General features: G+C 40.1%; 23 protein-coding genes and 1 pseudogene. 18 read left to right on the plus strand and 6 right to left on the minus strand.

Translation table 11 applies throughout. The features are described 5' to 3' along the window. Nucleotides 1-626: helix-turn-helix domain-containing protein (locus M1F37_RS02670; RefSeq protein ID WP_247934619.1), on the minus strand; the 626-nt coding region annotated here is incomplete at its 3' end. A gap of 253 nt (nucleotides 627-879) precedes the next feature. Between M1F37_RS02670 and ftsA the strand changes: the two genes are divergently transcribed. From ftsA to M1F37_RS02735, 13 genes are all read left to right on the plus strand, one after another. Continuing rightward, nucleotides 880-2,259, plus strand: a complete 1,380-nt coding sequence (gene ftsA, locus M1F37_RS02675) for a cell division protein FtsA (protein ID WP_247934620.1) — start codon at nucleotides 880-882, stop codon at nucleotides 2,257-2,259. A gap of 17 nt (nucleotides 2,260-2,276) precedes the next feature. Then, nucleotides 2,277-3,533, plus strand: coding sequence for a cell division protein FtsZ (gene ftsZ, locus M1F37_RS02680; protein ID WP_125393485.1), 1,257 nt, complete (start codon nucleotides 2,277-2,279; stop codon nucleotides 3,531-3,533). Nucleotides 3,534-3,537: 4 nt separating this feature from the next. Continuing rightward, nucleotides 3,538-4,209, plus strand: a complete 672-nt coding sequence (locus tag M1F37_RS02685) for a YggS family pyridoxal phosphate-dependent enzyme (protein WP_247934621.1) — start codon at nucleotides 3,538-3,540, stop codon at nucleotides 4,207-4,209. Nucleotides 4,210-4,218: 9 nt separating this feature from the next. Further along, on the plus strand, nucleotides 4,219-4,752 hold the full coding sequence (locus M1F37_RS02690; RefSeq protein WP_247934622.1) for a cell division protein SepF: 534 nt from the start codon (nucleotides 4,219-4,221) through the stop codon (nucleotides 4,750-4,752). Further along, complete coding sequence (locus tag M1F37_RS02695; RefSeq protein ID WP_247934623.1) at nucleotides 4,752-5,015, plus strand: YggT family protein; 264 nt, start codon at nucleotides 4,752-4,754, stop codon at nucleotides 5,013-5,015. Before M1F37_RS02690 ends, M1F37_RS02695 begins: the two co-directional genes overlap by 1 nt. Next, nucleotides 5,012-5,797, plus strand: coding sequence for an RNA-binding protein (locus M1F37_RS02700; RefSeq protein WP_247934624.1), 786 nt, complete (start codon nucleotides 5,012-5,014; stop codon nucleotides 5,795-5,797). The genes M1F37_RS02695 and M1F37_RS02700 overlap by 4 nt, the downstream gene beginning before the upstream one ends. An 8-nt stretch (nucleotides 5,798-5,805) precedes the next feature. Then, nucleotides 5,806-6,681: a DivIVA domain-containing protein gene (locus M1F37_RS02705; RefSeq protein WP_348771858.1), complete on the plus strand. Its 876-nt coding sequence runs from the start codon at nucleotides 5,806-5,808 to the stop codon at nucleotides 6,679-6,681. A 250-nt stretch (nucleotides 6,682-6,931) separates the two neighbouring features. Further along, nucleotides 6,932-9,724: an isoleucine--tRNA ligase gene (gene ileS / locus M1F37_RS02710; protein ID WP_247934625.1), complete on the plus strand. Its 2,793-nt coding sequence runs from the start codon at nucleotides 6,932-6,934 to the stop codon at nucleotides 9,722-9,724. Between the two features lie 89 nt (nucleotides 9,725-9,813). Beyond that, nucleotides 9,814-10,212 (plus strand): hypothetical protein, encoded by a 399-nt coding sequence (locus tag M1F37_RS02715; protein ID WP_247934626.1) that lies wholly within the window; start codon nucleotides 9,814-9,816, stop codon nucleotides 10,210-10,212. Between the two features lie 130 nt (nucleotides 10,213-10,342). After that, nucleotides 10,343-11,035: a phosphoglycerate mutase gene (locus M1F37_RS02720; protein WP_000240129.1), complete on the plus strand. Its 693-nt coding sequence runs from the start codon at nucleotides 10,343-10,345 to the stop codon at nucleotides 11,033-11,035. Nucleotides 11,036-11,087: 52 nt separating this feature from the next. Further along, a complete protein-coding gene (locus tag M1F37_RS02725; protein WP_247934627.1) occupies nucleotides 11,088-13,499 on the plus strand; it encodes a glycosyl hydrolase family 95 catalytic domain-containing protein in 2,412 nt (803 codons plus the stop codon). Nucleotides 13,500-13,629: 130 nt separating this feature from the next. Next, nucleotides 13,630-14,331, plus strand: a complete 702-nt coding sequence (locus M1F37_RS02730; protein WP_247934628.1) for an ABC transporter ATP-binding protein — start codon at nucleotides 13,630-13,632, stop codon at nucleotides 14,329-14,331. Nucleotide 14,332: 1 nt separating this feature from the next. After that, nucleotides 14,333-17,041: an ABC transporter permease gene (locus M1F37_RS02735; RefSeq protein ID WP_247934629.1), complete on the plus strand. Its 2,709-nt coding sequence runs from the start codon at nucleotides 14,333-14,335 to the stop codon at nucleotides 17,039-17,041. A gap of 197 nt (nucleotides 17,042-17,238) precedes the next feature. Here M1F37_RS02735 and M1F37_RS02740 read toward each other — a convergent pair whose 3' ends face one another. Continuing rightward, nucleotides 17,239-18,102, minus strand: a complete 864-nt coding sequence (locus M1F37_RS02740) for a helix-turn-helix domain-containing protein (RefSeq protein ID WP_004247195.1) — start codon at nucleotides 18,100-18,102, stop codon at nucleotides 17,239-17,241. A 191-nt stretch (nucleotides 18,103-18,293) separates the two neighbouring features. Between M1F37_RS02740 and M1F37_RS09965 the strand changes: the two genes are divergently transcribed. From M1F37_RS09965 to M1F37_RS02760, 5 genes and pseudogenes are all read left to right on the plus strand, one after another. Continuing rightward, nucleotides 18,294-18,464 (plus strand): PhrA family quorum-sensing system peptide, encoded by a 171-nt coding sequence (locus tag M1F37_RS09965; RefSeq protein ID WP_282184457.1) that lies wholly within the window; start codon nucleotides 18,294-18,296, stop codon nucleotides 18,462-18,464. 314 nt (nucleotides 18,465-18,778) lie between these two features. Further along, nucleotides 18,779-19,081 (plus strand): lactococcin 972 family bacteriocin, encoded by a 303-nt coding sequence (locus M1F37_RS02745; RefSeq protein ID WP_004260361.1) that lies wholly within the window; start codon nucleotides 18,779-18,781, stop codon nucleotides 19,079-19,081. A gap of 95 nt (nucleotides 19,082-19,176) precedes the next feature. After that, entirely contained in the window at nucleotides 19,177-21,192 is a 2,016-nt protein-coding gene (locus M1F37_RS02750; RefSeq protein WP_153195705.1) for a bacteriocin-associated integral membrane family protein, read from the plus strand. Between the two features lies 1 nt (nucleotide 21,193). Then, nucleotides 21,194-21,826 (plus strand): ABC transporter ATP-binding protein, encoded by a 633-nt coding sequence (locus tag M1F37_RS02755; protein WP_153195703.1) that lies wholly within the window; start codon nucleotides 21,194-21,196, stop codon nucleotides 21,824-21,826. A gap of 140 nt (nucleotides 21,827-21,966) precedes the next feature. Then, nucleotides 21,967-22,125 (plus strand): annotated as a pseudogene (locus M1F37_RS02760) (competence protein ComA); the annotation flags it as partial. 180 nt (nucleotides 22,126-22,305) lie between these two features. Here the strand turns inward: M1F37_RS02760 and tpx are convergent. The 4 genes from tpx to M1F37_RS02780 all read right to left on the minus strand — a co-directional run bounded on the left by tpx (nucleotide 22,306) and on the right by M1F37_RS02780 (nucleotide 25,448). After that, nucleotides 22,306-22,797, minus strand: a complete 492-nt coding sequence (gene tpx, locus M1F37_RS02765; protein WP_247934630.1) for a thiol peroxidase — start codon at nucleotides 22,795-22,797, stop codon at nucleotides 22,306-22,308. A 122-nt stretch (nucleotides 22,798-22,919) separates the two neighbouring features. Continuing rightward, nucleotides 22,920-23,849: a metal ABC transporter substrate-binding lipoprotein/adhesin PsaA gene (psaA, locus tag M1F37_RS02770; protein ID WP_000733070.1), complete on the minus strand. Its 930-nt coding sequence runs from the start codon at nucleotides 23,847-23,849 to the stop codon at nucleotides 22,920-22,922. Nucleotides 23,850-23,880: 31 nt separating this feature from the next. Next, nucleotides 23,881-24,729, minus strand: a complete 849-nt coding sequence (locus M1F37_RS02775) for a metal ABC transporter permease (RefSeq protein ID WP_000559791.1) — start codon at nucleotides 24,727-24,729, stop codon at nucleotides 23,881-23,883. Beyond that, nucleotides 24,726-25,448, minus strand: coding sequence for a metal ABC transporter ATP-binding protein (locus tag M1F37_RS02780; protein WP_000619162.1), 723 nt, complete (start codon nucleotides 25,446-25,448; stop codon nucleotides 24,726-24,728). Before M1F37_RS02780 ends, M1F37_RS02775 begins: the two co-directional genes overlap by 4 nt. Nucleotides 25,449-25,614 lie beyond the last annotated feature (166 nt).

Genomic DNA, 25,614 nt, shown 5'->3' on the forward strand with positions numbered 1-25,614 from the left:
GTGTCCATTTCCAGCCAGTAATTCAGTTGCTTAAGGGCCAAATAATTTTGGAAATCCTCATAGGAACGCCCTTTTTTAGCCTCTTTAGGGATGGAAGGTAGATTACTTTTCCGTCTCTCTTTAAATTTAACGGCTCTAGCAAGATCAATCGGAGCGATAGACAGGTAACCTTTTCGGATGTGTCGATAGACAGTTGAGGAACTAACATCAAGGTTATGAGTTTTGAGGATATGATAGATGTGTTGTCCCTTTTTAACACCATCAGAAATGACTTTGTCCATGTCCCAGAAAGTCTGAGAATTAAGGGGAGTTCCTTCACGAGCTTCAACAAGAGTTTGTTCGTATTGTTTTTGAGCTTGTTTGGCGAGGTAGAAGATTTTCTGATAGCCACAGTTTTGTCTTCTTTTAGGACACCCATTACAGACAAAGGGAGCCTTATCGAGTAGAGGGCAAGGAAGGTTATCACATGTAGACTCTCGGATTTGTCTGTTTCGTTTGACTTCTTTAGAAACAGTGGTGGGGTCTTTTAGAATAAGTTGGCCAATAGCTTTGAAGGTTTCACCGCGCTCTAAACCTAGTTGGATATCATTACGGTCTGAAAGGGTAAGGTGTTTATGTTTTGTCATAGTAGACCTCATTTCTAACTCAAACGTCTCATACTTAATTCCACCATAAAAATCCGTTTTAGACTAACTTCCACTTTGGTCAGACAAGTGGAAGTTACTTTGAGAAGTTACCACTAAAAAATTGACTGGTAAATTTAGGAAAAAACTGAGCACGATGAGATTTTTTGTGTTATAATATTCTGTGAATAGCTATGCCCTATTTTAGCTATATTGAATAGAAGTTTGAAACTTGGAAGAGAGAGGATGCGATGTAATGGCTAGAGATGGTTTTTTTACAGGCTTAGATATTGGAACTAATTCGATTAAAGTATTGGTTGCCGAGCTTATAAATGGTGAACTTAATGTAATTGGTGTAAGTAATGCCAAGAGTAAAGGTGTAAAGGATGGGATCATCGTTGATATTGAAGCAGCAGCAACTGCTATCAAGTCAGCTATTTCCCAAGCAGAAGAGAAAGCTGGCATTTCAATCAAATCAGTGAATGTTGGTTTGCCTGGAAATCTTTTGCAAGTAGAACCAACTCAAGGAATGATTCCAGTTACATCTGATACAAAAGAAATTACAGATCAAGATGTCGAAAATGTTGTTAAATCAGCCCTGACAAAGAGTATGACACCAGATCGTGAAGTCATTACTTTTATTCCAGAAGAATTTATAGTAGATGGTTTCCAAGGTATTCGTGACCCACGTGGGATGATGGGGGTTCGTCTTGAAATGCGTGGCTTACTTTACACAGGTCCACGTACTATTCTTCACAATTTACGCAAGACAGTTGAGCGCTCAGGTGTTCAAGTTGAAAATATTATTATTTCGCCATTGGCTTTGGTTCGTTCAGTCTTGAACGAAGGAGAGCGTGAATTTGGAGCAACTGTGATTGATATGGGAGCAGGGCAAACAACTGTTGCTACAATCCGTAACCAAGAACTCCAGTTTACAAATATTCTTCAAGAGGGTGGAGATTATGTCACAAAAGATATCTCTAAAGTCTTGAAGACTTCACAAAAACTTGCTGAAGGATTAAAATTGAACTATGGTGAAGCCTACCCTTCACTTGCAAGCAAAGAAACCTTCCAAGTTGAAGTGATTGGTGAAGTAGAGCCTGTAGAAGTTACAGAAAGCTACCTAGCGGAGATTATTTCAGCTCGCATTAAACACATTTTTGAACAGATTAAACAAGAGTTGGAAAGAAGACATTTGTTGGATCTTCCAGGTGGGATTGTTCTGATTGGTGGAAATGCTATTTTACCAGGTATTGTAGAACTTGCGCAGGAAGTATTTGGCGTTGGTGTCAAACTTTACGTTCCAAATCAAGTTGGAATTCGTAACCCTGCCTTTGCTCATGTGATCAGCTTGTCTGAATTTGCTGGTCAATTGACTGAAGTGCATTTATTAGCACAAAAAGCAGTCAAGGGTGATGATACTTTGCGTCACCAACCAATTAATTTTGGAGGGATGATTCAACGCGTTACGCAGGTAGCGCAACCTACCCCTATTCAACCAGTTCAAAATACTGAGGTAGAGCAATCGGCTTCTACAAACGTAGTTGCTCCAAAAGAAGATAAAGTATCTTCTCAAAATAAACCAAAAATCGCAGATCGCTTCCGTGGTTTAATTGGAAGTATGTTTGATGAATAAAAGAGGAAAAATAAACTATGACATTTTCATTTGATACAGCAGCTGCTCAAGGTGCAGTGATTAAAGTAATCGGTGTTGGTGGAGGTGGTGGTAACGCCATTAACCGCATGGTTGACGAAGGTGTTGCAGGCGTAGAATTTATCGCAGCAAACACAGATGTACAAGCTTTGAGTAGTACAAAAGCTGAGACTGTAATTCAGTTAGGTCCTAAATTGACTCGTGGTTTGGGTGCTGGCGGTCGACCTGAAGTTGGTCAAAAGGCAGCTGAAGAAAGCGAAGAAGCCTTGACTCAAGCTATTACTGGAGCAGATATGGTCTTCATTACTGCAGGTATGGGAGGTGGCTCTGGTACTGGTGCAGCTCCTGTTATTGCCCGCATTGCTAAAGATTTAGGTGCTCTTACAGTTGGTGTTGTGACACGTCCTTTCGGTTTTGAAGGAAGCAAACGTGGTCAGTACGCTGTAGAAGGAATCAATCAGCTTCGCGAACATGTAGATACTCTATTGATTATTTCAAACAACAACTTGCTTGAAATTGTTGATAAGAAAACTCCACTTCTTGAAGCTCTTAGCGAAGCCGATAACGTACTTCGCCAAGGTGTTCAAGGGATTACGGACTTGATTACAAATCCTGGTTTGATTAACCTTGACTTTGCCGATGTGAAAACAGTTATGGCAAATAAAGGGAACGCCTTAATGGGTATCGGTATCGGTAGTGGTGAAGAACGTGTGGTAGAAGCAGCTCGTAAGGCAATCTACTCACCACTTCTTGAAACAACTATTGACGGTGCTGAGGATGTCATCGTCAACGTTACCGGTGGACTCGACTTGACTTTGATTGAGGCAGAAGAAGCTTCTGAAATTGTCAACCAAGCAGCTGGTCAAGGAGTGAACATCTGGCTCGGAACATCAATCGATGAAAACATGAAAGATGAAATCCGTGTTACAGTCGTTGCAACTGGTGTTCGTCAAGACCGTGTTGAAAAAGTTGTTGGTCATGCACCAAGACAAGCTGTTCGTCATGAACAAGTAAGTCCTAGTCATGCACACAATCATAATCGTCATTTTGATATGGCTGAAACTGCAGAAATTCCAAGTCCAGCACCTCGCCGTACAGAAACTTCTCAAACTTCAGCATTTGGTGATTGGGACTTGCGTCGTGAGACAATTGTTCGACCAACTGATTCAGTTGTATCACCAGTTGAACGTTTCGAAGCGCCATCTTTACACGATGAGGATGAATTAGACACTCCTCCATTTTTCAAAAATCGTTAAGTAAATGAATTTGAAAGAAAATACAGAACGTGTTTTTCAACAAATAAAAGATGCAAGTCAGCAGGCAGGAAGAGAACCTAATTCTGTTTCGGTTCTTGCTGTTACAAAATATGTAGACGTACCGACAGCGGAGGCTTTGCTTTCGCTAGGTGTGCATCATATTGGTGAAAATCGTGTGGATAAATTTCTTGAGAAATATGAAGCTTTAAAAGATAGGAATATTACCTGGCATTTGATTGGCACCTTGCAAAGACGTAAGGTCAAAGATGTCATTCAGTTTGTTGATTATTTCCATGCTTTGGATTCATTAAAGCTAGCAGAGGAAATTCAAAAAAGAAGTGACCGAGTTGTTAAGTGTTTCTTACAAGTAAATATCTCAAGGGAAGAGAGCAAACATGGTTTTTCTAAGGAAGAACTATTGGAGCTCTTGCCAGAATTGGCCACCTTAGATAAAATCGAATATGTCGGCTTGATGACTATGGCTCCTTTTGAAGCTAGTAGTGATGAGTTGAAAGAGATTTTTAAAGCTACGCAGGATTTGCAACTAGAAATTAGAGAAAAACAAATTCCCAATATGCCAATGACGGACTTGAGTATGGGTATGAGTCGTGACTACAAGGAAGCGATTGAATTTGGCTCAACCTTTGTCAGAATTGGTACAGCATTTTTTAAATAGGAAAGAAATATGTCTTTAAAAGATAGATTTGATAAATTTATAGATTATTTTACAGAAGATGGAGAAGATGTTGGTACTACTTATCAGTCTAAAGTTGAAAAGCCGATTGTGACTCCAGTCCCTTCTGTTCAAGAATTGCCTCAACAAGCTGGTAGCACGCCATCTAAAGATAAAAACATCACTCGTCTTCATGCCCGTCAACAAGAGTTGGCTATGCAAAGTCAACGTTCTACTGATAAGGTGACAATTGATGTTCGTTATCCACGCAAATATGAAGATGCCACAGATATTGTTGATTTATTAGCTGGTAACGAAAGTATTTTGATTGATTTCCAATATATGACAGAAGTTCAAGCTCGTCGTTGTTTGGACTATCTGGATGGGGCACGTCACGTTTTAGCTGGTAACATGAAAAAGGTAGCATCTACTATGTATCTACTGACACCAGTTGATGTTGTCGTCAATATTGAAGACATCAAAATCCCAGATGAATCACAAAATGGTGAATTTGGCTTTGATATGAAACGTACGAGAGTGAGATAATGCTCTTTCTCATTCGTTTTATTCAAAATGCAGTGGATATCTATTCACTGATTTTAATTGTGTTTGCTCTGATGTCTTGGTTTCCCAATACTTATGAATCACGTTTTGGACGCTTGATTATTAGTTTAGTGAAACCGATAATGGCTCCCTTGCAACGTTTACCCCTCCAGATTGCAGGTCTTGACTTGTCTGTCTGGATTGCGGTATTATTAGTACATTTTATAGGGAACCAATTGATTCGACTGTTAGTGATTTTTCTATGAACAAGATGATTTATCAACACTTTTCTAAGAATGATTCGTCTTTTATTGATAAGGGAGTAGAATGGATAAAAAAGGTAGAAGATTCTTATTCTCCTTTTTTAACACCCTTTGTAAATCCCCATCAAGAAAAGATTTTAAAGGTTCTAGCATCAACCAGTGGCATCTCCTACATGAGCAGTCGGCAGTTTCTTGAAACTGAATATGTACGGGTTCTCCTGTATCCTGATTATTTTGAGCCAGAATTCTCTGATTTTGAACTATCCTTGCAAGAAATTGTCTATCCTAGTAAGTTTGAGCGATTAACACATGCGAAAATATTAGGAACTGTTTTAAATCAGCTGGGAATTGATAGGAAGCTATTTGGTGATATCTTAGTCAATGAAGAGAGAGCACAGATTATCATTAATCGACAGTTTATGCTCCTTTTTCAAGACGGCATTACGAAAATTGCTCGTTTACCGGTTCGTCTAGAGGAACGGAATTTTACTGATAGAATTGCTACTGTAGAAGATTATCAAGAATTAGATATTTGTATCGCTAGTTCTAGATTAGATGTTTTTCTAGCAGGTGTCTTCAAGCTGTCTAGAAATCAGGCAAGTCAGTTAATTGAAAAACAGGCTGTCCAGGTTAATTACCATTTAGTTGAAAAATCAGATTATCCAGTTCAAGTTGGTGATTTGATTAGTGTAAGGAAATTTGGTCGATTGAAACTAGTTAGAGATAATGGGCAAACAAAAAAAGATAAAAAGAAATTAACGGTCCAATTGTTATTAAGTAAGTGAGGAAAAATATGCCAATTACATCGTTAGAAATCAAAGATAAAACCTTTAGCACACGCTTTAGAGGTTTTGACCCAGAAGAAGTAGATGAATTTTTAGATATTGTAGTCCGTGATTATGAAGATTTAGTTCGTTCTAATCACGATAAGGATTTGCATATTAAGAGTTTGGAAGAGCGTTTGTCTTACTTTGATGAGATGAAAGATTCATTGAGTCAATCTGTATTGATTGCACAAGATACAGCTGAGCGAGTAAAACAAGCTGCAACGGAACGTTCAAACAATATTATCCAACAAGCAGAGCAAGATGCCCAACGTTTGTTGGAAGAAGCTAAGTACAAGGCGAATGAAATTCTTCGTCAAGCAACTGACAATGCTAAGAAGGTTGCTGTCGAAACAGAAGAATTAAAGAACAAGAGCCGTGTCTTCCATCAACGTCTTAAATCTACAATTGAGAGCCAGTTAGCAATTGTTGAATCTTCAGATTGGGAAGATATTCTTCGCCCAACAGCGACTTATCTTCAGACAAGTGATGAGGCCTTCAAAGAAGTGGTCAGCGAAGTCTTAGGTGACTCTGTCTTGCAACAACATCAAGAGGAAGAACCGATTGATATTACTCGCCAGTTTTCTCCCGAGGAAATGGCAGAGTTGCAAGCGCGTATCGAAGCGGCTAATAAGGAACTTGCAGAAGCCGAAGCGAGAGCTGAGCAGGAACAAGTGGTTTCACCAGCTCCGGTTTTTGAAGAAAGTCCAGTTCATCCAGTTGGTCCAATGTATGAAGAGCCAGAAGTAGCTCCAAGCCATTACTCAGGACCAACACCAGCTACTGAAGCTGTAAACTCAGAACCAGGTTTTGCAGCACCGCAAGAATCTGTTTCAATTTTATAAGAAATATTCTGAGAACAATATCTTATCCTTATATTTCCAGCGAGCAGGAGATGGTGTGAGTCCTGCATTCCCTAATGATAAGATTATCATCTCTAGCTATCAAGTCTGAAGTTAGTAGGATTTGACGTTCCCCACGTTACGGGAAAAGAGGGAAAAGGACTAGGTCTTTTTCCGAACAAAGGTGGTACCACGATTTTCGTCCTTTTTGCGAGTCGTGGTTTTTAATTTGTCTAGATATAAAGGAGATACCATGAAACTCAAAGATACCCTTAACCTTGGGAAAACAGCTTTCCCAATGCGTGCAGGACTTCCAACCAAAGAGCCAGTATGGCAAAAAGATTGGGAAGATGCAAAACTTTACCAACGTCGTCAAGAATTAAATGAAGGTAAACCTCATTTCACTCTTCATGATGGCCCTCCATATGCTAACGGAAATATTCACGTTGGACATGCCATGAACAAGATTTCTAAAGATATCATTGTTCGTTCTAAGTCTATGTCAGGATTCTACGCACCATATATTCCAGGTTGGGATACTCATGGTCTTCCGATCGAGCAAGTTTTGGCCAAACAAGGTGTCAAACGCAAAGAAATGGACTTGGTTGAGTACTTGAAACTTTGCCGTGAATACGCCCTTTCTCAAGTAGATAAACAACGTGAAGACTTTAAGCGTTTGGGTGTTTCCGGTGACTGGGAAAATCCTTATGTAACTTTGACACCTGACTATGAGGCAGCCCAAATCCGTGTCTTTGGTGAAATGGCTAATAAAGGCTATATCTACCGTGGTGCAAAACCAGTTTACTGGTCTTGGTCATCTGAGTCAGCCCTTGCTGAAGCGGAGATTGAATACCATGACTTGGTTTCAACATCCCTTTACTATGCCAACAAGGTCAAAGATGGCAAAGGTATTCTCGATACAGATACTTACATCGTTGTCTGGACTACTACACCATTTACCATCACAGCTTCTCGCGGTTTGACTGTTGGAGCAGATATTGATTACGTTTTGGTTCAACCTGCTGGTGAAACTCGTAAGTTTGTGGTTGCTGCAGAATTGTTGACTAGCTTATCTGAGAAATTTGGTTGGGCTGATGTTCAAGTTTTAGCAACTTACCGTGGTGAAGAACTCAACCACATCGTGACAGAACACCCATGGGATACAGCTGTAGATGAATTGGTTATCCTTGGTGACCACGTTACGACTGACTCTGGTACTGGTATTGTCCATACAGCCCCTGGTTTTGGTGAGGACGACTACAATGTTGGTATTGCTAATGGTCTTGAAGTCGCAGTCACTGTTGATGAACGCGGTCTCATGATGGCTAATGCTGGTGCTGAGTTTGAAGGTCAATTCTATGATAAGGTTGTACCAACTGTTATTGAAAAACTTGGCAGCCTCCTTCTTGCGCAAGAAGAAATCTCTCACTCATACCCATTTGACTGGCGTACTAAGAAACCAATCATCTGGCGTGCAGTGCCACAATGGTTTGCCTCTGTATCAAAATTCCGTCAAGAAATCTTGGACGAAATTGAAAAAGTGAAATTCCACTCAGAATGGGGTAAAGTCCGTCTTTACAATATGATCCGTGACCGCGGCGATTGGGTTATTTCTCGTCAACGTGCTTGGGGTGTACCACTTCCAATCTTCTATGCTGAAGACGGAACGCCAATCATGACAGCTGAAACGATTGAGCATGTAGCTAAACTCTTTGAAGACCATGGTTCTCTCATCTGGTGGGAGCGTGATGCCAAAGACCTCTTGCCAGAAGGATTTACGCATCCAGGTTCACCAAATGGCGAGTTCAGGAAAGAAACAGATATCATGGACGTTTGGTTTGACTCAGGTTCATCATGGAATGGAGTCGTGGTTAACCGTCCAGAACTCAAATACCCAGCTGATCTTTACCTAGAAGGTTCTGACCAGTACCGTGGTTGGTTCAACTCATCACTTATCACTTCTGTGGCTAACCATGGTGTTGCACCATACAAACAAATCTTGTCACAAGGTTTTGCTTTGGATGGTAAAGGTGAGAAGATGTCCAAATCTCTTGGAAATACCATTGCTCCAAGCGATGTTGAAAAACAATTTGGTGCGGAAATCTTGCGTCTCTGGGTAACCAGTGTGGACTCAAGCAACGACGTGCGTATCTCTATGGATATCTTGAGCCAAGTCTCTGAAACTTACCGTAAGATTCGTAACACTCTTCGTTTCTTAATTGCTAACACATCTGACTTTAATCCAGCTGAGGATGCGGTGGCTTATGAAGAATTGCGTTCAGTTGACAAGTACATGACTATTCGCTTTAACCAACTTGTTAAGACCATTCGTGATGCTTATGCTAACTTTGAATTCTTGACAATCTATAAGGCGCTTGTTAACTTTATCAACGTTGATCTGTCTGCCTTCTACCTTGATTTTGCCAAAGATGTTGTCTACATTGAAGGTGCTAAATCATTGGAACGCCGTCAAATGCAGACTGTTTTCTATGATATTCTTGTGAAAATCACCAAACTCTTGACTCCAATCCTTCCTCACACTGCGGAAGAAATCTGGTCATATCTTGAGTTTGAAGCAGAAGATTTCGTTCAATTGTCAGAATTGCCAGAAGCAGAAATTTTTGCTAACCAAGAAGAAATCTTGGATACATGGGATGCCTTTATGGACTTCCGTGGACAAGCTCAAAAAGCCTTGGAAGAAGCTCGTAATGCCAAAGTAATCGGTAAATCACTTGAAGCTCACTTGACTGTTTATCCAAACGAAGTAGTGAAAACACTCCTTGGAGCGCTTGATAGCAACGTTGCACAACTCTTGATTGTTTCAGAGTTGACCATTGCAGAAGGAGCAGCTCCAGAAGCTGCCGTTAGCTTCGAAGATGTAGCCTTTACAGTTGAACGTGCTACAGGTGAAGTATGTGACCGTTGCCGTCGTATCGATCCAAGTACAGCAGAGCGTAGCTACCACGCAACTATCTGTGACCACTGTGCAAGCATCGTAGAAGAAAACTTTGCAGACGCAGTCGCAGAAGGATTTGAAGAGAAATAGGGTTGAAAAGTCTAGGGAGTATTCATAAATTGAGTATTTTAACTAGTTATGGTATAATATTTAGCATAAAACATTAAAGGAGATTTATTATGAAGTCAAAAGCTTTAGCACTTTATAGTGGTATTGTTGGTTTAGTAGGTGGAATCTACTTGCTTATTGCTCCGTTTCTTTTATTAGCAGCAGTTGTGAGTACAGCTGCTACAGCAACAGCTACCCAGAGTCCTGAATTAACTGCATCTACAACAGTTGCAGGAGTTGCAGGAGTTTTACTTCCAACAGTATTAAAAATAGCTATTCTTGTTTTGGGAATCATCGCGATTGTTTACTATAAAGGAGAAGAGCGAGTTGGATCAGCTCCTTCTGTTCTTCTGATTGTAGGCGGTGCGGTAGGTTTGATTCCAGCATTAGGATGGGTAGGAGGAATCCTAGCAATTATTGGTGGCTCATTATTTTTAGGAAGTCTCAAAAAATTCAAAGTTGAAGGATAAAAAACAAGGAAAAGGATTGCCAAGCAGTCCTTTCCTTTTTGGTTTTGACTAGCTTTTTTGTGAAAAATTGTGTAAAATAGAATAGATAAACGAGGGGAAACCTCGGAAAGTTTAAAGGAGAATCCATCTAATGGTAAAATTGGTTTTTGCTCGCCACGGTGAGTCTGAATGGAACAAAGCTAACCTTTTCACTGGTTGGGCTGATGTTGATTTGTCTGAAAAAGGTACACAACAAGCGATTGACGCTGGTAAATTGATCAAAGAAGCTGGTATTGAATTTGACCAAGCTTACACTTCAGTATTGAAACGTGCGATTAAAACAACTAACTTGGCTCTTGAAGCTTCTGACCAATTGTGGGTTCCAGTTGAAAAATCATGGCGCTTGAACGAACGTCACTACGGTGGTTTGACTGGTAAAAACAAAGCAGAAGCAGCTGAACAATTCGGTGATGAGCAAGTTCACATTTGGCGTCGTTCATACGATGTATTGCCTCCAAACATGGATCGTGATGATGAGCACTCAGCTCATACAGACCGTCGTTATGCTTCACTTGATGACTCAGTTATTCCAGATGCTGAAAACTTGAAAGTAACTTTGGAACGTGCGCTTCCATTCTGGGAAGATAAAATCGCTCCAGCACTTAAAGATGGTAAAAACGTATTCGTAGGAGCTCACGGTAACTCAATCCGTGCCCTTGTAAAACACATCAAAGGTTTGTCAGATGACGAAATCATGGACGTGGAAATCCCTAACTTCCCACCATTGGTATTCGAATTCGACGAAAAATTGAACGTAGTTTCTGAATACTACCTTGGAAAATAAAAAATCGTAAGCCTAGGATTGATTTCTAGGCTTTTTATGTTAGTATGGTAGTATGATAAGGAATAAAAAACGAGATTATATACTGACCTACAAGCAACCAGCGTCAAGAACATATAAGGGTTGGGAAGAAGAAGCCTTACCGATAGGCAATGGCTCTTTAGGGGCAAAAGTATTTGGGCTTATAGGGGCTGAGCGGATTCAATTCAATGAAAAAAGTCTCTGGTCTGGGGGTCCACTTCCTGATAGTTCAGATTATCAGGGTGGAAATCTTCAGAATCAATATGTTTTTTTAGCGGATATTCGGCAGGCTTTGGAGAAGAGAGACTACAATACTGCTAAGGAACTGGCTGAACAGCACCTGGTCGGGCCAAAAACGAGTCAATATGGGACCTATCTGTCCTTTGGGGATATTCACATTGAGTTTAGCAAGCAAGGTAAGACTTTGTCTCAGGTGACGAATTATCAGAGACAGCTTAATATCAGTAAAGCGCTTGCGACGACTTCTTATGTCTATAAGGGAACGAGATTTGAACGTGAAGCTTTTGCCAGTTTTCCAGATGATCTCTTGATTCAGCGCTTTACTAAGGAAGGGGCGGAAACTCTAGATTTTACTATAGAACTGTCGTTAAGTCGTGATTTGGTTTCTGATGGAAAGTATGAGCGGGAAAAATCTGATTACAAGGAGTGCCAGCTGGATATCTCTTCTTCTCATATCTTGATGAAGGGGCGGGTTAAGGATAATGACCTCCAGTTTGCTAGTTATCTAGCTTGGGAAACGGATGGGGACATTAGAGTCTGGTCAGATAAGGTTCAGATATCAGGAGCCAGTTATGCTAATCTCTTCTTGGCGGCTAAGACAGATTTTGCCCAAAATCCTGCTAGCAATTATCGTAAGAAAATAGATTTAGAGCAACAGGTACAGAACTTGGTGAAGATAGCTAAAGAAAAGGGCTATGCCCAATTGAAATCAAGGCATATTCAGGACTACCAAGCCTTATTCCAGCGTGTTCAATTGGATTTGGGAGTTGATGTTGACACATCCACTACAGATGATTTGCTAAAAAATTATAAGCCACAAGAGGGTCAGGCTTTGGAGGAGTTGTTCTTCCAGTATGGACGGTATTTATTGATTAGTTCTTCTAGAGACTGCCCAGATGCTCTACCAGCTAATCTACAGGGAGTCTGGAATGCGGTCGATAATCCTCCGTGGAATTCGGACTATCACTTAAATATCAATCTGCAGATGAATTATTGGCCAGCCTATGTTACCAATCTCCTAGAGACGGCCTTTCCAGTCATCAACTATGTAGATGATTTGCGTGTTTATGGTCGTCTAGCCGCTGCAAGGTATGCAGGAATCGTCTCTCAGGAAGGGGAGGAGAAGGGTTGGTTGGTTCACACACAAGCGACTCCCTTTGGTTGGACGGCACCTGGTTGGGATTACTATTGGGGGTGGTCACCAGCTGCCAATGCGTGGATGATGCAAACTATTTATGAAGCCTATTCATTTTACAGGGACCAAGACTATCTCAGGGAGAAAATTTATCCCATGTTGAGGGAAACAGTTCGTTTTTGGAATGCTTTTTTACATGAAGATCAGCAGGCGCAACGTTGGGTGTCTTCTCCGTCTTATTCCCCAGAACATGGTCCGATTTCGATTGGCAATACCTATGACCAATCTCTGATTTGGCAGTTATTTCATGATTTTATTCAGGCTGCTCAGGAATTGGGTCTGGATGAGGACTTGTTGACTGAGGTTAAGGAGAAGTTTGATTTACTAAATCCTTTGCAAATCACTCAATCTGGTAGAATCAGGGAGTGGTATGAGGAGGAAGAGCAGCATTTTCAAAATGAGAAAGTGGAGGCCCAGCATCGGCACGCTTCCCATCTAGTGGGACTCTATCCTGGCACTCTCTTTAGCTATATGGGGCAAGGGTATCTTGATGCGGCGCGTGCTAGTCTCAATGATCGTGGAGATGGAGGCACAGGCTGGTCTAAGGCTAATAAGATTAATCTCTGGGCGCGTCTAGGAGATGGCAATCGAGCCTACAAATTATTAGCAGAGCAGTTAAAGTCATCCACCTTGCCAAATCTTTGGTGTAGCCATCCTCCTTTTCAGATAGATGGTAATTTTGGTGCTACGAGTGGCATGGCAGAAATGTTACTCCAGTCTCATACATCTTATCTGGTGCCTCTAGCCGCCCTACCTGATGCCTGGTCAAGTGGTTCCGTTTCAGGATTAGTGGCACGTGGATATTTTGAAGTTAGCATGAGCTGGGCGGATAAAAAACTTTTACAGTTGACCATTTTATCAAGAAGTGGGGGAGATTTGCGAGTCTCTTATCCAAGTATTGAGAAGAGTGTGATTGAAATGAATCAAGAAAAAGTAGAAGCGAAATGCATGGGGAAAGATTGTATTTCGGTGGCAACATCAGAAGGGGATCTTGTTCAATTTTATTTTTAAGAAGATGTTAGAAGGCAGTAGTTTGAGACTGCCTTTTAATAAGGATTTGAGAATGTAAGCAGTTTCCAACTAGTTGAAAAAGCGTTATAATGGTAATAGGAAGTAATTTGTTTGAGAGAAGGTGGGTCTGATGGCTTATATTGAGATGAAACACTGTTACAAGCGTTATCAGGTTGGGGAGACGGAGATTGTGGCCAATCGCGATGTGAATTTTGAGATTGAAAAGGGGGAGCTGGTGATCATTCTTGGTGCGTCTGGTGCAGGCAAGTCAACGGTTCTTAACCTTCTTGGAGGAATGGATACCAATGATGAAGGGGAGATTTGGATTGATGGTCTCAATATTGCCGACTATAGTCCCTACCAGCGCACCAATTACCGTAGAAATGATGTTGGTTTTGTTTTTCAGTTTTACAATCTAGTTTCCAATTTGACCGCAAAGGAAAATGTGGAACTGGCGTCAGAAATTGTGACAGACGCCTTGGATACTGAGCAGGTTTTGACAGATGTAGGTCTGGCTCATCGTCTCAACAACTTTCCAGCCCAGCTTTCTGGAGGGGAGCAACAGCGAGTCTCCATTGCACGCGCAGTAGCCAAAAATCCTAAAATTCTCCTTTGTGATGAACCAACAGGAGCCTTGGATTATCAGACGGGCAAGCAAGTCTTGAAGATTCTCCAAGACATGTCTCGTCAAAAGGGAGCGACTGTTATCATCGTGACTCACAATAGCGCATTAGCACCTATCGCAGATCGGGTGATTCATATGCACGATGCTAGTGTCAAGGATGTGGTGATCAACCAGCATCCTCAGGATATCGATACATTGGAGTACTAGCATGATGAAGCGAAAAACCTATTGGAAGGACTTGATTCAGTCCTTCACAGGCTCCAAGGGGCGTTTTTTATCCATCTTGACCTTGATGATGTTGGGGTCTCTAGCTCTAGTAGGCCTCAAAGTAACCAGCCCCAATATGGAGGCGACAGCCAATGCTTATTTAACAACTGCTCAAACCTTGGATTTGGCAGTCATGTCTAACTATGGCTTGGATCAAGCAGATCAAGAAGAGCTAGAACAGACACAGGGAGCAGAGGTAGAGTTTGGCTATTTGACAGATGTGACTATGGATAATGGGCAGGATGCCATTCGGCTATACTCTAAACCAGAGCGAATTTCAACCTTTCAGCTCAGAGAGGGGCGACTTCCTCAGTCAGACCAGGAAATTGCTTTAGCTAGTCATTTGCAAGGCCAATATCGTGTGGGACAGGAGATTAGCTTTAAAGAAAAAGAAGGCAGTCATTCCTCTTTAAAAGACCATACCTATACCATTACTGGTTTTGTGGATTCAGCTGAAATCCTCTCTCAGAGAGATATGGGCTACGCAGGAAGTGGAAGTGGGACTCTGACAGCTTATGGAGTGATTTTACCTAGTCAGTTTGATCAGAAAGTCTACAATATAGTACGTTTGAAATATCAAGATTTGTCAGGTTTAAATGCTTTCTCAGCAGCTTATGAAGAAAAATCCAAGCAACATCAGGAAGACCTTGAACAAACTTTGTCAGATAATGGCAAGGCACGTCTGCAACTCTTGAAAAAAGAAGGACAAGAGTCTCTAGACAAAGGTCAAGAGACCCTTGACAAGGCTGAGACTAATTTGCAGGAAGGCAAGCGTCGTTTAGCAGCTGCTGAAGCTCGTATACAGTTTCAAGAAAGTCAACTAGCCTTGCTTTCTCAAGCCCAGAGAGAGCAGGCCAGTGCTCAACTTATCCAAGCTAAGCAGGAATTGAGCAAGGAAGAGGACAAACTAAAGCAGGCTGAACAAAATCTAGCCCAAGAAAAGGAAAAATTAGAAAAACATCAGCAAGTTTTGGATGATTTGGCGGAGCCAAGGTATCAGGTCTATAATCGTCAGACCCTGCCAGGTGGTCAGGGCTATCTCATGTATAGTAATGCTTCAGCCAGTATTCGAGCAGTGGGAAATATCTTTCCTGTAGTGCTTTATACCGTAGCGGCCATGGTGACCTTTACAACCATGACTCGCTTTGTGGATGAAGAGCGAACACATGCTGGAATTTTTAAGGCCTTGGGCTATCGCAGTAAGGATATTATTGCTAAATTTCTCCTCTATGGTCTGGTAGCTGGGACTGTCGGAACAGCTCTAGGTAGTATACTTGGCCATTATTTACTAGCCAGTGTGATTTCAAGTGTCATTACAAAAGGCATGGTGGTGGGAGAAACCCAGATTCAGTTCTATTGGACCTATAGCTTACTGGCTCTTGCTTTGAGTTGGTTGGCGAGTGTGTTACCAGCCTACTTGGTAGCTCGTAGGGAACTTCATGACGAAGCTGCCCAGCTTTTACTGCCTAAACCTCCTGTTAAAGGAGCTAAAATCTTACTAGAGCGCATCGGTTTTATTTGGCATCGTCTCAGTTTTACTCATAAGGTAACAGCTCGCAATATCTTCCGTTATAAGCAGCGGATGTTGATGACGATCTTTGGTGTGGCAGGTTCTGTAGCCCTTCTCTTTGCAGGTTTGGGAATCCAATCCTCTGTAGCAGGAGTTCCGTCTAGACAGTTTCAACAAATCCAACAGTATCAGATGATTGTCTCTGAAAACCCTAGTGGGACCAATCAAGACAAGGCAGAGTTGGAAGAAGTGTTGAAAGGGCAGGATATCCAAGCTTATCAGAAAATCTATTCTAAAACGCTAGACAAGGATTTCAAAGGTAAGGCTGGTCTTCAGACCATTACCCTTATGAGGACAGAGAAGGAAGATTTGACTCCCTTTATTCATCTGCAAAATCATCAGCAGGAGCTGACATTAAAAGATGGTGTCGTTATTACAGCTAAACTTGCCCATCTGGCAGGTGTCAAGGTTGGACAGACTCTAGAAATTGAAGGTAAGGAACTAACGGTCGCTGCTATTACTGAGAACTACGTTGGCCACTTTATTTATATGAGTCAGGCTAGCTATGAGCAAATTTACGGACAGCTACCCCAAGCCAACACTTATCTGGTCTCGTTAAGAGATACCAGTGCTACTAGTATCGAAAGACAGGCTGGCTTACTTATGAATCAATCTGCGGTGTCCAGCGTTGTCCAGAATGCTTCAGCCATTCGGCTCTTTGACTCCGTCGCTAGTTCACTCAATCAGACCATGACCATCTTGGTCATCGTTTCGGTTCTGTTGGCTATTGTTATCCTCTACAATCTGACCAATATAAACGTAGCTGAAAGAATCCGTGAACTCTCCACTATCAAGGTTCTCGGTTTTCATAATAATGAAGTCACCCTCTATATTTACCGTGAGACGATTGTGCTGTCTCTTGTGGGAATCGTACTTGGTTTGGTATCTGGTTTCTATTTACACCAATTTTTGATTCAAATGATTTCGCCTGCGACTATTCTCTTTTATCCACAGGTAGGCTGGGAAGTCTATGTAATCCCAGTGGCAGCAGTAAGCATCATTTTGACCTTACTTGGTTTCTTTGTCAATTATCATCTGAGAAAGGTTGATATGTTAGAAGCCTTGAAATCTGTAGAGTAATTTAGTTGTTTTTATCAGATCGAACTTGAATTTACTCGTAAATCATGACCACCCGCATAGCGAGTGGTTTTTTTGTCTCGCACCTAGCGGAGCGAGACGGACTAATAGTCACATAATTATAAGGCTGATAGTATTAATTTCACTATCAGCCTTACAGGTTATTTAACGTTTCAGAAAAACTATGATGTCAATATTAACTAAACAGTATCTAATTCCTTCAAATAATTTTCTATCTTCATCAACATTAAAGGATTGTTATAAATCTTACATAACTCTCTTGCTTCTATATAATAATTTTTGACTTGTTCTTTGTCTAGAAATTTGGCTCCAGCATTTCCTACAAGAATAAGTAGAGGAGCCAGTTGGTAGCTTGTCTGTCTTTGTTTACAGAGTTCAATAGTCTCAAGAGCTTCTTGGATGGCTTCATTATATTTTTCCTTTGACACTAGGTAGTGAGCGTAGTTGTAACGAACTCTGATGTAGCCAAATAAAAACTCTTGATGCTCAAAATTTTTTGTCTGATATAACTCCATTAAATGAGAGTAGTTTGCCTCATATTCTTGTTCACGACCAACTAAGGAATAGAAATTAGATAGAGTATTCAATGCCTTTAAATAAATCAGAGTATTTGAGGAGACTTTTAATAATATATTTTCCAATGAAGAAATAGCCTCACACTTACTGTCATATTGATAGAAGTCAATAATAGCTTTAATCCATTCAAGGTAAGTTCGGTCTTCTAGTGTTAGAAAAGTACTTCGTTCAATCTCTATTCTATAAATATATTCCAAATTGTCATAATTTCTATCATCTAATAGTCGAGCAGATAATTGCTTGAAATTAGAGAGGTTAGATTTAATTTCAATTTGTTCATTAAAAAAATAATCTAATGGCACTTCGAGTCGTTGGGAGAGTTTGAACAAAAGGTCTGCAGAGGGAATGAAATGCCCTCTCTCAATTTTACTAATCTGGCTTTGTTCACAAATTCCTTCTGCAAGAGTTTGTTGGGAGAGTCTCAACTCTTTTCTTTTCAATCTGAATTTCTCTGCGAGTGTATTCATTAAAGATAATAAACCTTCCTATTTGCTTAATTTTATTATAAAATTTTTAGTTCAAAATAGCAAGTTAAAGGGATGAATAATTCCCTATGGTAATAAAAAAATAAAAAAGTCAAAAATTACATAAAAATACTTGGCTAAATAAAATATATCTGTTAAAATAAAAACAAGGAAACAGAAAAGGGTTTCATTGCATGACAAAAAAACGTGGAATTAAAAAATTAGTTACATTTGCATTACTAGGTGTTTTTATGTTTAGTAATACAATTCCTTACCAACAATTCATTCAGAAGAATAAACAATTGGAGATTCGAGTCCAATCACAAAAGAAGTACAATGGTCTTGATGTTGGGAAGGCTGATTGATTTCGTATTACTTTAAAATTCAACTATTTAGAGAAAGGTATTCTGATGAGAGCTTGTAACAATACCAGATAGATATAAGAATGGAGATGTTTGATAAAATGCTTTCATAGCTAACCAACTGTTGAAAATTATGAGTTACAAAATCTAAAGTATTTAAGATTGGTTTATAAAATTAGGTCTCTGTCTGTAGAAAGGAACGTGCAGTTAGAAAGGAGGAAAAAATAGGATACTATAATTCAGACTGAGATTTCTAATTAAAATATGTAGTTGCATTTCGCTCATTTTCATAATATTTCATTTAGAGGAGTAATAATATGTTAAAATTTAGAAAAGTAGTTGCATCATCCCTTGCCGTTTTGGCAGTTAGTTTGGCTCTTCCTGTTTTGGCAGCTTCTCACCGTGGTGGCGAGTGGACCTATGGAGGCTATCATGATCCAAATAATTGGGGAGCATTTTCGAATTATTATCATGGTTCAGAGGATCACTGGGCCTATGTTGGAAGTAATGGACGTGACAATCAAAAGACAGCTTATGCAGGAGCACATAGTGCGGCCTATGCGTTTATTAATACAAATTTTGGGGAGCAAGTTACATTTGATGCGGGATGGCAAGAATAATTGAAGAAGATTCTTTTATCAATAGTTTAGTAAGCTTGTTAGTTTATAGAGGGCAGGGGTATTTCTGCCCTCTATTTTAGAATAAGGAATGCACTATGAAAAAATTATTTATACTCATATCCAACCTGCTTGCTAGTTTGTTCTTTGTTTGGGTATTTACCATTTGGACTGATACATATGTCTCCCATTATTACCCCAACGTTGTTGTACGTGATTCTTCCCCTGAAACAACTTTTCAGCATGTTGCTACACGCTTGGAAAAACTAGCAGAAGAAACGGATAGCTTTATTGCGATTCAACACCAAGATCCTAACTCAGAAGGTACTACAGTTTTTTCTTATACGACCTTTGGGGACGGAAAGTTGCCTGATGGGCTTCAGGAAAAAAATCTAGAAGATGCTCAAAGTAGTAGTGTTGAAACAAACTATTTTGTATTCGATGGAAACCTAGATATTCACTTGCTAAGGGAGGAGCTAAGTCAACTTGGCTTGACTAACATGCACCTGACAATTCCATCTAAACTATCTACGTTAATGGCTATCTTTAGTAACGGATTTCAGTTAATCAGTCTATTGATTTTCATCTTAACCTTTGTAGCACTGACTTTAATTAGTCAAATTAGCCAATTACGGTCGTCGGGCATTCGCCTCATTTCAGGAGAGAAACGGTGGTCCATTTTCCTTAGACCAGTTGGTGAGGATTTGAAAGGGATAGTTGTTGGTTTCAGTTTAGCTGGTGTTCTCGCCATTCTTATGCAAAAAATTCTGTCGCTTCCAACGCAATCCCTAATGACAATAGGAGAAGGCTTGCTCAGTTATAATCTCATCTTGTTGTCGATCTCCCTGTTTTTCGCTCAACTCTTCGCAGTTGGGATAAAAAAGATACACCTGATGCAGATTATAAAAGGGCAAGTGCCTGTCAGAGGAATCATTAGTTTAATTTTAATCGGTCAACTATTAGCGATTATTATTGTAACGCTGGGAATAGGGAGTAGTTTAAAGTATTCCCAAGCCTGGCAACAGCATCGGATTGGACAAGAGGTTTGGAGTCAGGAAAGGCAACTGACTATCCTATCAATCAGCCGTGAAGGAACGAGTCCTGGTTTTGATGAACAAGCTCAAAGAAAACTCAGAACTTGGTATCAATTGATGGATCTGGCTGTTTCAGAACAAAAGGCTTTCTTATCTAGACACCAGTTAATTGACCGTACTTTGCAAAATGGCATGGCTTCCTCCAAAAACTTGACAACCTCTACAGAATGGCACGATTACAGCCCGAATGGCAATGTCCTTATCGTCACACCGCAATACTTGGAGCGTCAAAACATTCCTGTAGATACAACTATTGAGCAAAAGATGAATCACCTTGATGTAGGGGAGTTTGTCTTATTACTGCCTGAACACCTCCGTTCAGAGGAAGAACATTATAAATCTGTTTTTGAAGACGACTTAACCAGTCGCATATCTAGTAAAGATGAACGACAGCAAATGACTGCTACGGTAGGTTATTTGGAATCAGGTCATGATCGTTTTGTGTATAATACGACCCCTATTTCTTACCAGCAGTTTTTGAAAGATCCAATCATCATTGTTATAACACCCCAATCAACTGGTCCACAGTCCATTGTGTTTTGGGTAGACGCAGTACAGAACTACGTTCTCTTTAATCAATTGTCTGATGCCCAGGAGCTTATCCAGAGACAAGGCATTGAAAATTGGGTCTCAGAAATGCAAACAGGTTACCACAACTACATCACATTATCGGATAATATCCAGAGGGAACGTTGGGTAATGCTAGCAGGAGCTGTGCTTGGGATTGCAACTTCAATCTTGTTGTTTAACACTATGAATAGGCTCTACTTTGAAGAATTTAGACGTGCTATTTTTATCAAACGCATTGCAGGTCTCAGGTTCTTAGAAATCCATCGCACTTATCTCTTTGCTCAACTGGGTGTGTTTTTACTGGGATTTATTGCGAGTGTATTTCTTATGGTAGAGATAGTAGTTGCTTTCTTAGTCTCGTTACTCTTTACTGGTCTATCTCTTTTACAGTTACATGTCCAAATGCAGAAAGAAAACAAGATGTCCATGCTTGTTTTGAAGGGAGGTTAATATGATTGAACTTAAACAGGTGAGTAAATCTTTTGGAGAACGAGAGTTATTTTCGAATCTTTCAATAACATTTGAGGCTGGAAAAGTCTATGCCTTAATTGGTTCAAGTGGTAGCGGAAAAACAACCTTGATGAACATGATTGGGAAATTAGAATCTTATGATGGCACGATTTTTTACCGAGGTAAAGACTTGGCCAATTATAAATCGAGTGATTTTTTCCGTCACGAATTGGGCTACCTCTTCCAGAACTTTGGCTTAATTGAAAACCAAAGTATTGAAGAAAACCTTAAGCTAGGTCTCATTGGTCAAAAGTTGAGTCGGTCGGAACAGCGGTTGAGGCAGAAGCAGGCTTTAGAACAGGTCGGCCTGGCTTATCTTGACCTAGATAAGCGCATCTTTGAGTTATCGGGCGGAGAATCGCAACGGGTTGCCTTGGCAAAAGTTATCTTAAAGAATCCACCCTTTATTCTGGCAGATGAGCCAACAGCTTCAATAGACCCAGCAACCTCTCAGTTGATTATGGAGATTTTGCTATCTCTTCGAGATGATAATAGGCTAATTATTATCGCAACACATAATCCGGCAATTTGGGAGATGGCTGATGAAGTGATCACGATGGATCGTCTGAAATAAAAATCCTTGTTTTTAATTGCACGATGAGTTACTGAAATATTATCGTGAATCAATAATTGGAGTTAATTTAGAATTGTACTTTATTAATATTGAGGTAACTTTTTCTTGATAAAGGAAGAAATAGTGGAGAGGAAGTTAGATTGAAAAAATTCGACAATTATATTATTGAGAATCCTTGCGATTCTAATTCAGATAAACTGCAAAAAATCTCAATAATTGAAAGTTTGGTAGATGATATTTTGCAATTTTCTCTCAGAATCAATAATAGTGTAGGAGAGATTTTCCTCCTACAACCGTTTCAAAAGAAATATTTACCCATTGGGAGAAGATGTTGCAGTGGATAATGTGTTACTCACTGAAAAATATAATTTTCAACTAAAAGATTTTGAAGGATTCATTTCAAAATAAACAATAATTAAAGAATAAGAAAAATCCTCCGTTTCAAAGAGTAGAGAACTCTTTGTGACAGAGGATTTTTTCTATAGGGCTTTAGCAGCTGCAATTGCGGCTTTGAAGTTTGGTTCAGAGTTGATATTGTCCACGTATTCAACGTAGCGAATCGTATTGTCGGTATCGAGGACAAAGACCGCGCGTGCCAATAGGTGCCATTCATTGATTAAAAGTGCATAGTCACGCCCAAAGGAATGGTCGAAATAGTCTGAGAGCATGATGGCATTTTCAATACCTTCAGCACCGCACCAACGTTTTTGAGCAAAAGGTAGGTCCATGGAAACAGTCAATACGACCGTGTTGTCCAGTCCAGCCAGTTCTTCATTAAAGCGACGCGTTTGAGTTGAGCAGATACCTGTATCGATAGAAGGCACGACACTCAAGACTTTTTTCTTCCCATCAAAATCAGCCAGAGATTTTTTAGAAAGGTCTGTTGTAGTGAGAGAAAAATCAAGCGCCTTGTCGCCGACTTGTAGTTGTTTACCTGTAAAGCTCACAGGATTTCCGAGAAAAGTTACCATAAGATACTCCAATCTTTTTTCTTCCATTGTAGCTGAAACGGTCAGAATTTTCCAATGATTTGACCGGAAATATGGGCATAGAAAAAACGCCATCTCATGTGAGAATGACGTTTTTCAGAGGATTATTTTGCCAATCCTTCAGCAATTTTATCAAGGTTGTATTTCATCATACTGTAGTAGCTGTCGCCTTCTTTACCTTGTTCTGCGATAGAGTCAGTAAAGATTTGCGCGTAGATTGGGATGTTTGTGTCTTGAGAAACAGTCTTCATTGGACGGTCATCCACACTAGATTCTACAAAGAGTGAAGGAACTTTTGTTTGGCGAAGTTTTTCAACTAAGGTCTTGATTTGTTCAGGTGTTCCTTCTTCTTCAGTATTGATTTCCCAGATGTAAGCACTTGGGACACCATAGGCTTTAGAGAAGTATTTGAATGCTCCTTCGCTGGTTACAATGAGTTTCTTTTCAGCAGGGATGTTATTAAATTTATCCTTACTTTCTTTATCAAGTTTGTCTAACTTATCAGTATATTCTTTTAGATTTTTTTCATAGAATTCCTTGTTGTTAGGATCTTTAGCGCTCAATTGTTTGGCGATATTTTTAGCAAAGATAATTCCATTTTCAAGGTTAAGCCAAGCGTGTGGGTCTTCTTTTCCTTTTTCATTTTTTCCTTCAAGGTAGATAACGTCAACGCCTTCGCTGACTGCAAAGTAGTCTTTGTTTTCAGTTTTCTTAGCATTTTCTACCAATTTGCTAAACCAAGCATTGCCACCTGTTTCAAGGTTGATACCGTTATAGAAAATGAGGTCAGCCTCAGAAGTTTTCTTAACATCTTCAGGGAGTGGTTCGTATTCGTGTGGGTCTTGTCCAATCGGAACGATACTGTGAAGATCAATCTTGTCACCAGCAATATTTTTAGTAATATCAGCGATGATTGAGTTTGTAGCAACAACTTTTAGTTTTTGACCAGAAGCTGCATCTTTTTTTCCGCTAGCACATGCTACAAGAGCAATAACGGAAAGAAAGAGAACGAGTAATGTACCTAATTTTTTCATTAGATCCTCCAATTTATTGGGGTTTTGCCCCTTATTTTAACAAATGTTTATTTTTCAGTTTCAAATATCGTTGTTTAGGAGAGATAAAGAAACTGATTAAGAAGAAGCTAGCAGCTGTAAGTACGATGCTAGAACCAGCTGCTAAGTTTAAACTATAGCCAATAAAGAGTCCCAAAACTGAAGCTGTAGCTCCAAAGGTTGAGGAAAGGAAAATCATACTTTTCAGGCTATTAGCATACAGATAAGCAGTTGCAGCTGGGGTAATCAGCATGGCTACAATCAGGATAGTTCCAACACTTTGCATGGCTGTCACAGACACGAGAGTCAGGAGTATCATGAGGAGGTAGTGATAGAAATTGACAGGCATTCCCATGGCTTTAGCTAAGAGTTCATCAAAGGAAGTGATCAAGAGTTGCTTGAAGAAAATCCAGATTAACAAGAGAATGACCGCCCCTACGCCCATAGTGATAAACATATCCGTATCTTGGACGGCTAGAATATTACCAAAAAGGATATGGAAAAGGTCAGTTGAACTTTTAGCGACACTAATCAAGATGATACCGAGGGCTAAGAAAGAAGAAAAGGTAATGCCGATGGCGGTATCGCTTTTGATAATCGAGTTCCCCTTGATGTAGGTAATGATGATAGCAGCTAGCAATCCAAAGACAATGGCTCCGATAAAGAAGTCAACGCCTAAGATGAAGGAGAGGGCTACACCTGGTAAGACAGCATGTGAAATAGCATCTCCCATGAGTGACATCCCACGTAGAATGATGAAACATCCCACAGCTCCAGCTACGACCCCGACGACAATAGCTGTTATCAAGGCATTTTGTAGGAAATGGAATTTTTGCAATCCATCGATAAATTCTGCAATCATAGGTCACCTCCATTGAAAAAGAGTCGATTACCGTAAGCTTCTTTGAGATTGGCTTCGGTAAAGGTTTCTTTGGTTGGACCAAAGGCAATCACTTCTCGATTGACAAGTAAGACTTGATCGAAGTAGTGGGAAACCTTGCTGAGGTCGTGGTGAACGATGAGAACCGTCTTACCAGCTTTTTTCAAATCTCTCAGCGTATTCATGATGATTTCCTCACTGACAGAGTCAATCCCAACAAAGGGTTCATCCAAGAGGATATAATCGGCTTCCTGCACCAAACATCTGGCAATCAAGACCCGCTGGAATTGACCTCCAGACAGTTGACTGATTTGACGTTCAGCGTAGTCAGCTAGGCCGACGATTTCAAGGGCTTCCTCTACTTTTTTCCAATGTTTAGCATTTAAACTGCGAAAGAGAGGAATAGAGGGAAATAGTCCTAGCGAGACACATTCCTTGACCTTGATGGGAAAGTTGTAGTCGATATTGATTTTTTGTTCGACATAGGCAATTCGGTGTAAGGATTTTTTAACTTCCTTGTCATCGAGAAATGCCTGACCTTGATGAGGGATAATTCCCAGCATACCTTTTAATAATGTTGATTTTCCAGCACCGTTTGGACCAATGATTCCGGTAATTGTTGGTCCTTGGAGCACTAGTGAAATATCCTTAAGTGCCAACGTTTCTTTGTAGGAGACACTGAGGTTTTCGATACGTATCATAAACTTATATTCCTCCTGACTCTTAATATACCTTAAAAAAAAAATTAAGTCAAGTTAATTTTTCAAAAAATTAAAATATTAACTGAAAAACAATAGGAAACATCCGTTTATTTTTAATTGCATTCCCAGGTAATTTTTGTTAAGCTAAAAACAAATAAACAAATAC

This window comes from Streptococcus mitis, assembly GCF_023109105.1.
In the GTDB taxonomy this organism is placed as follows: domain Bacteria; phylum Bacillota; class Bacilli; order Lactobacillales; family Streptococcaceae; genus Streptococcus; species Streptococcus mitis_BW.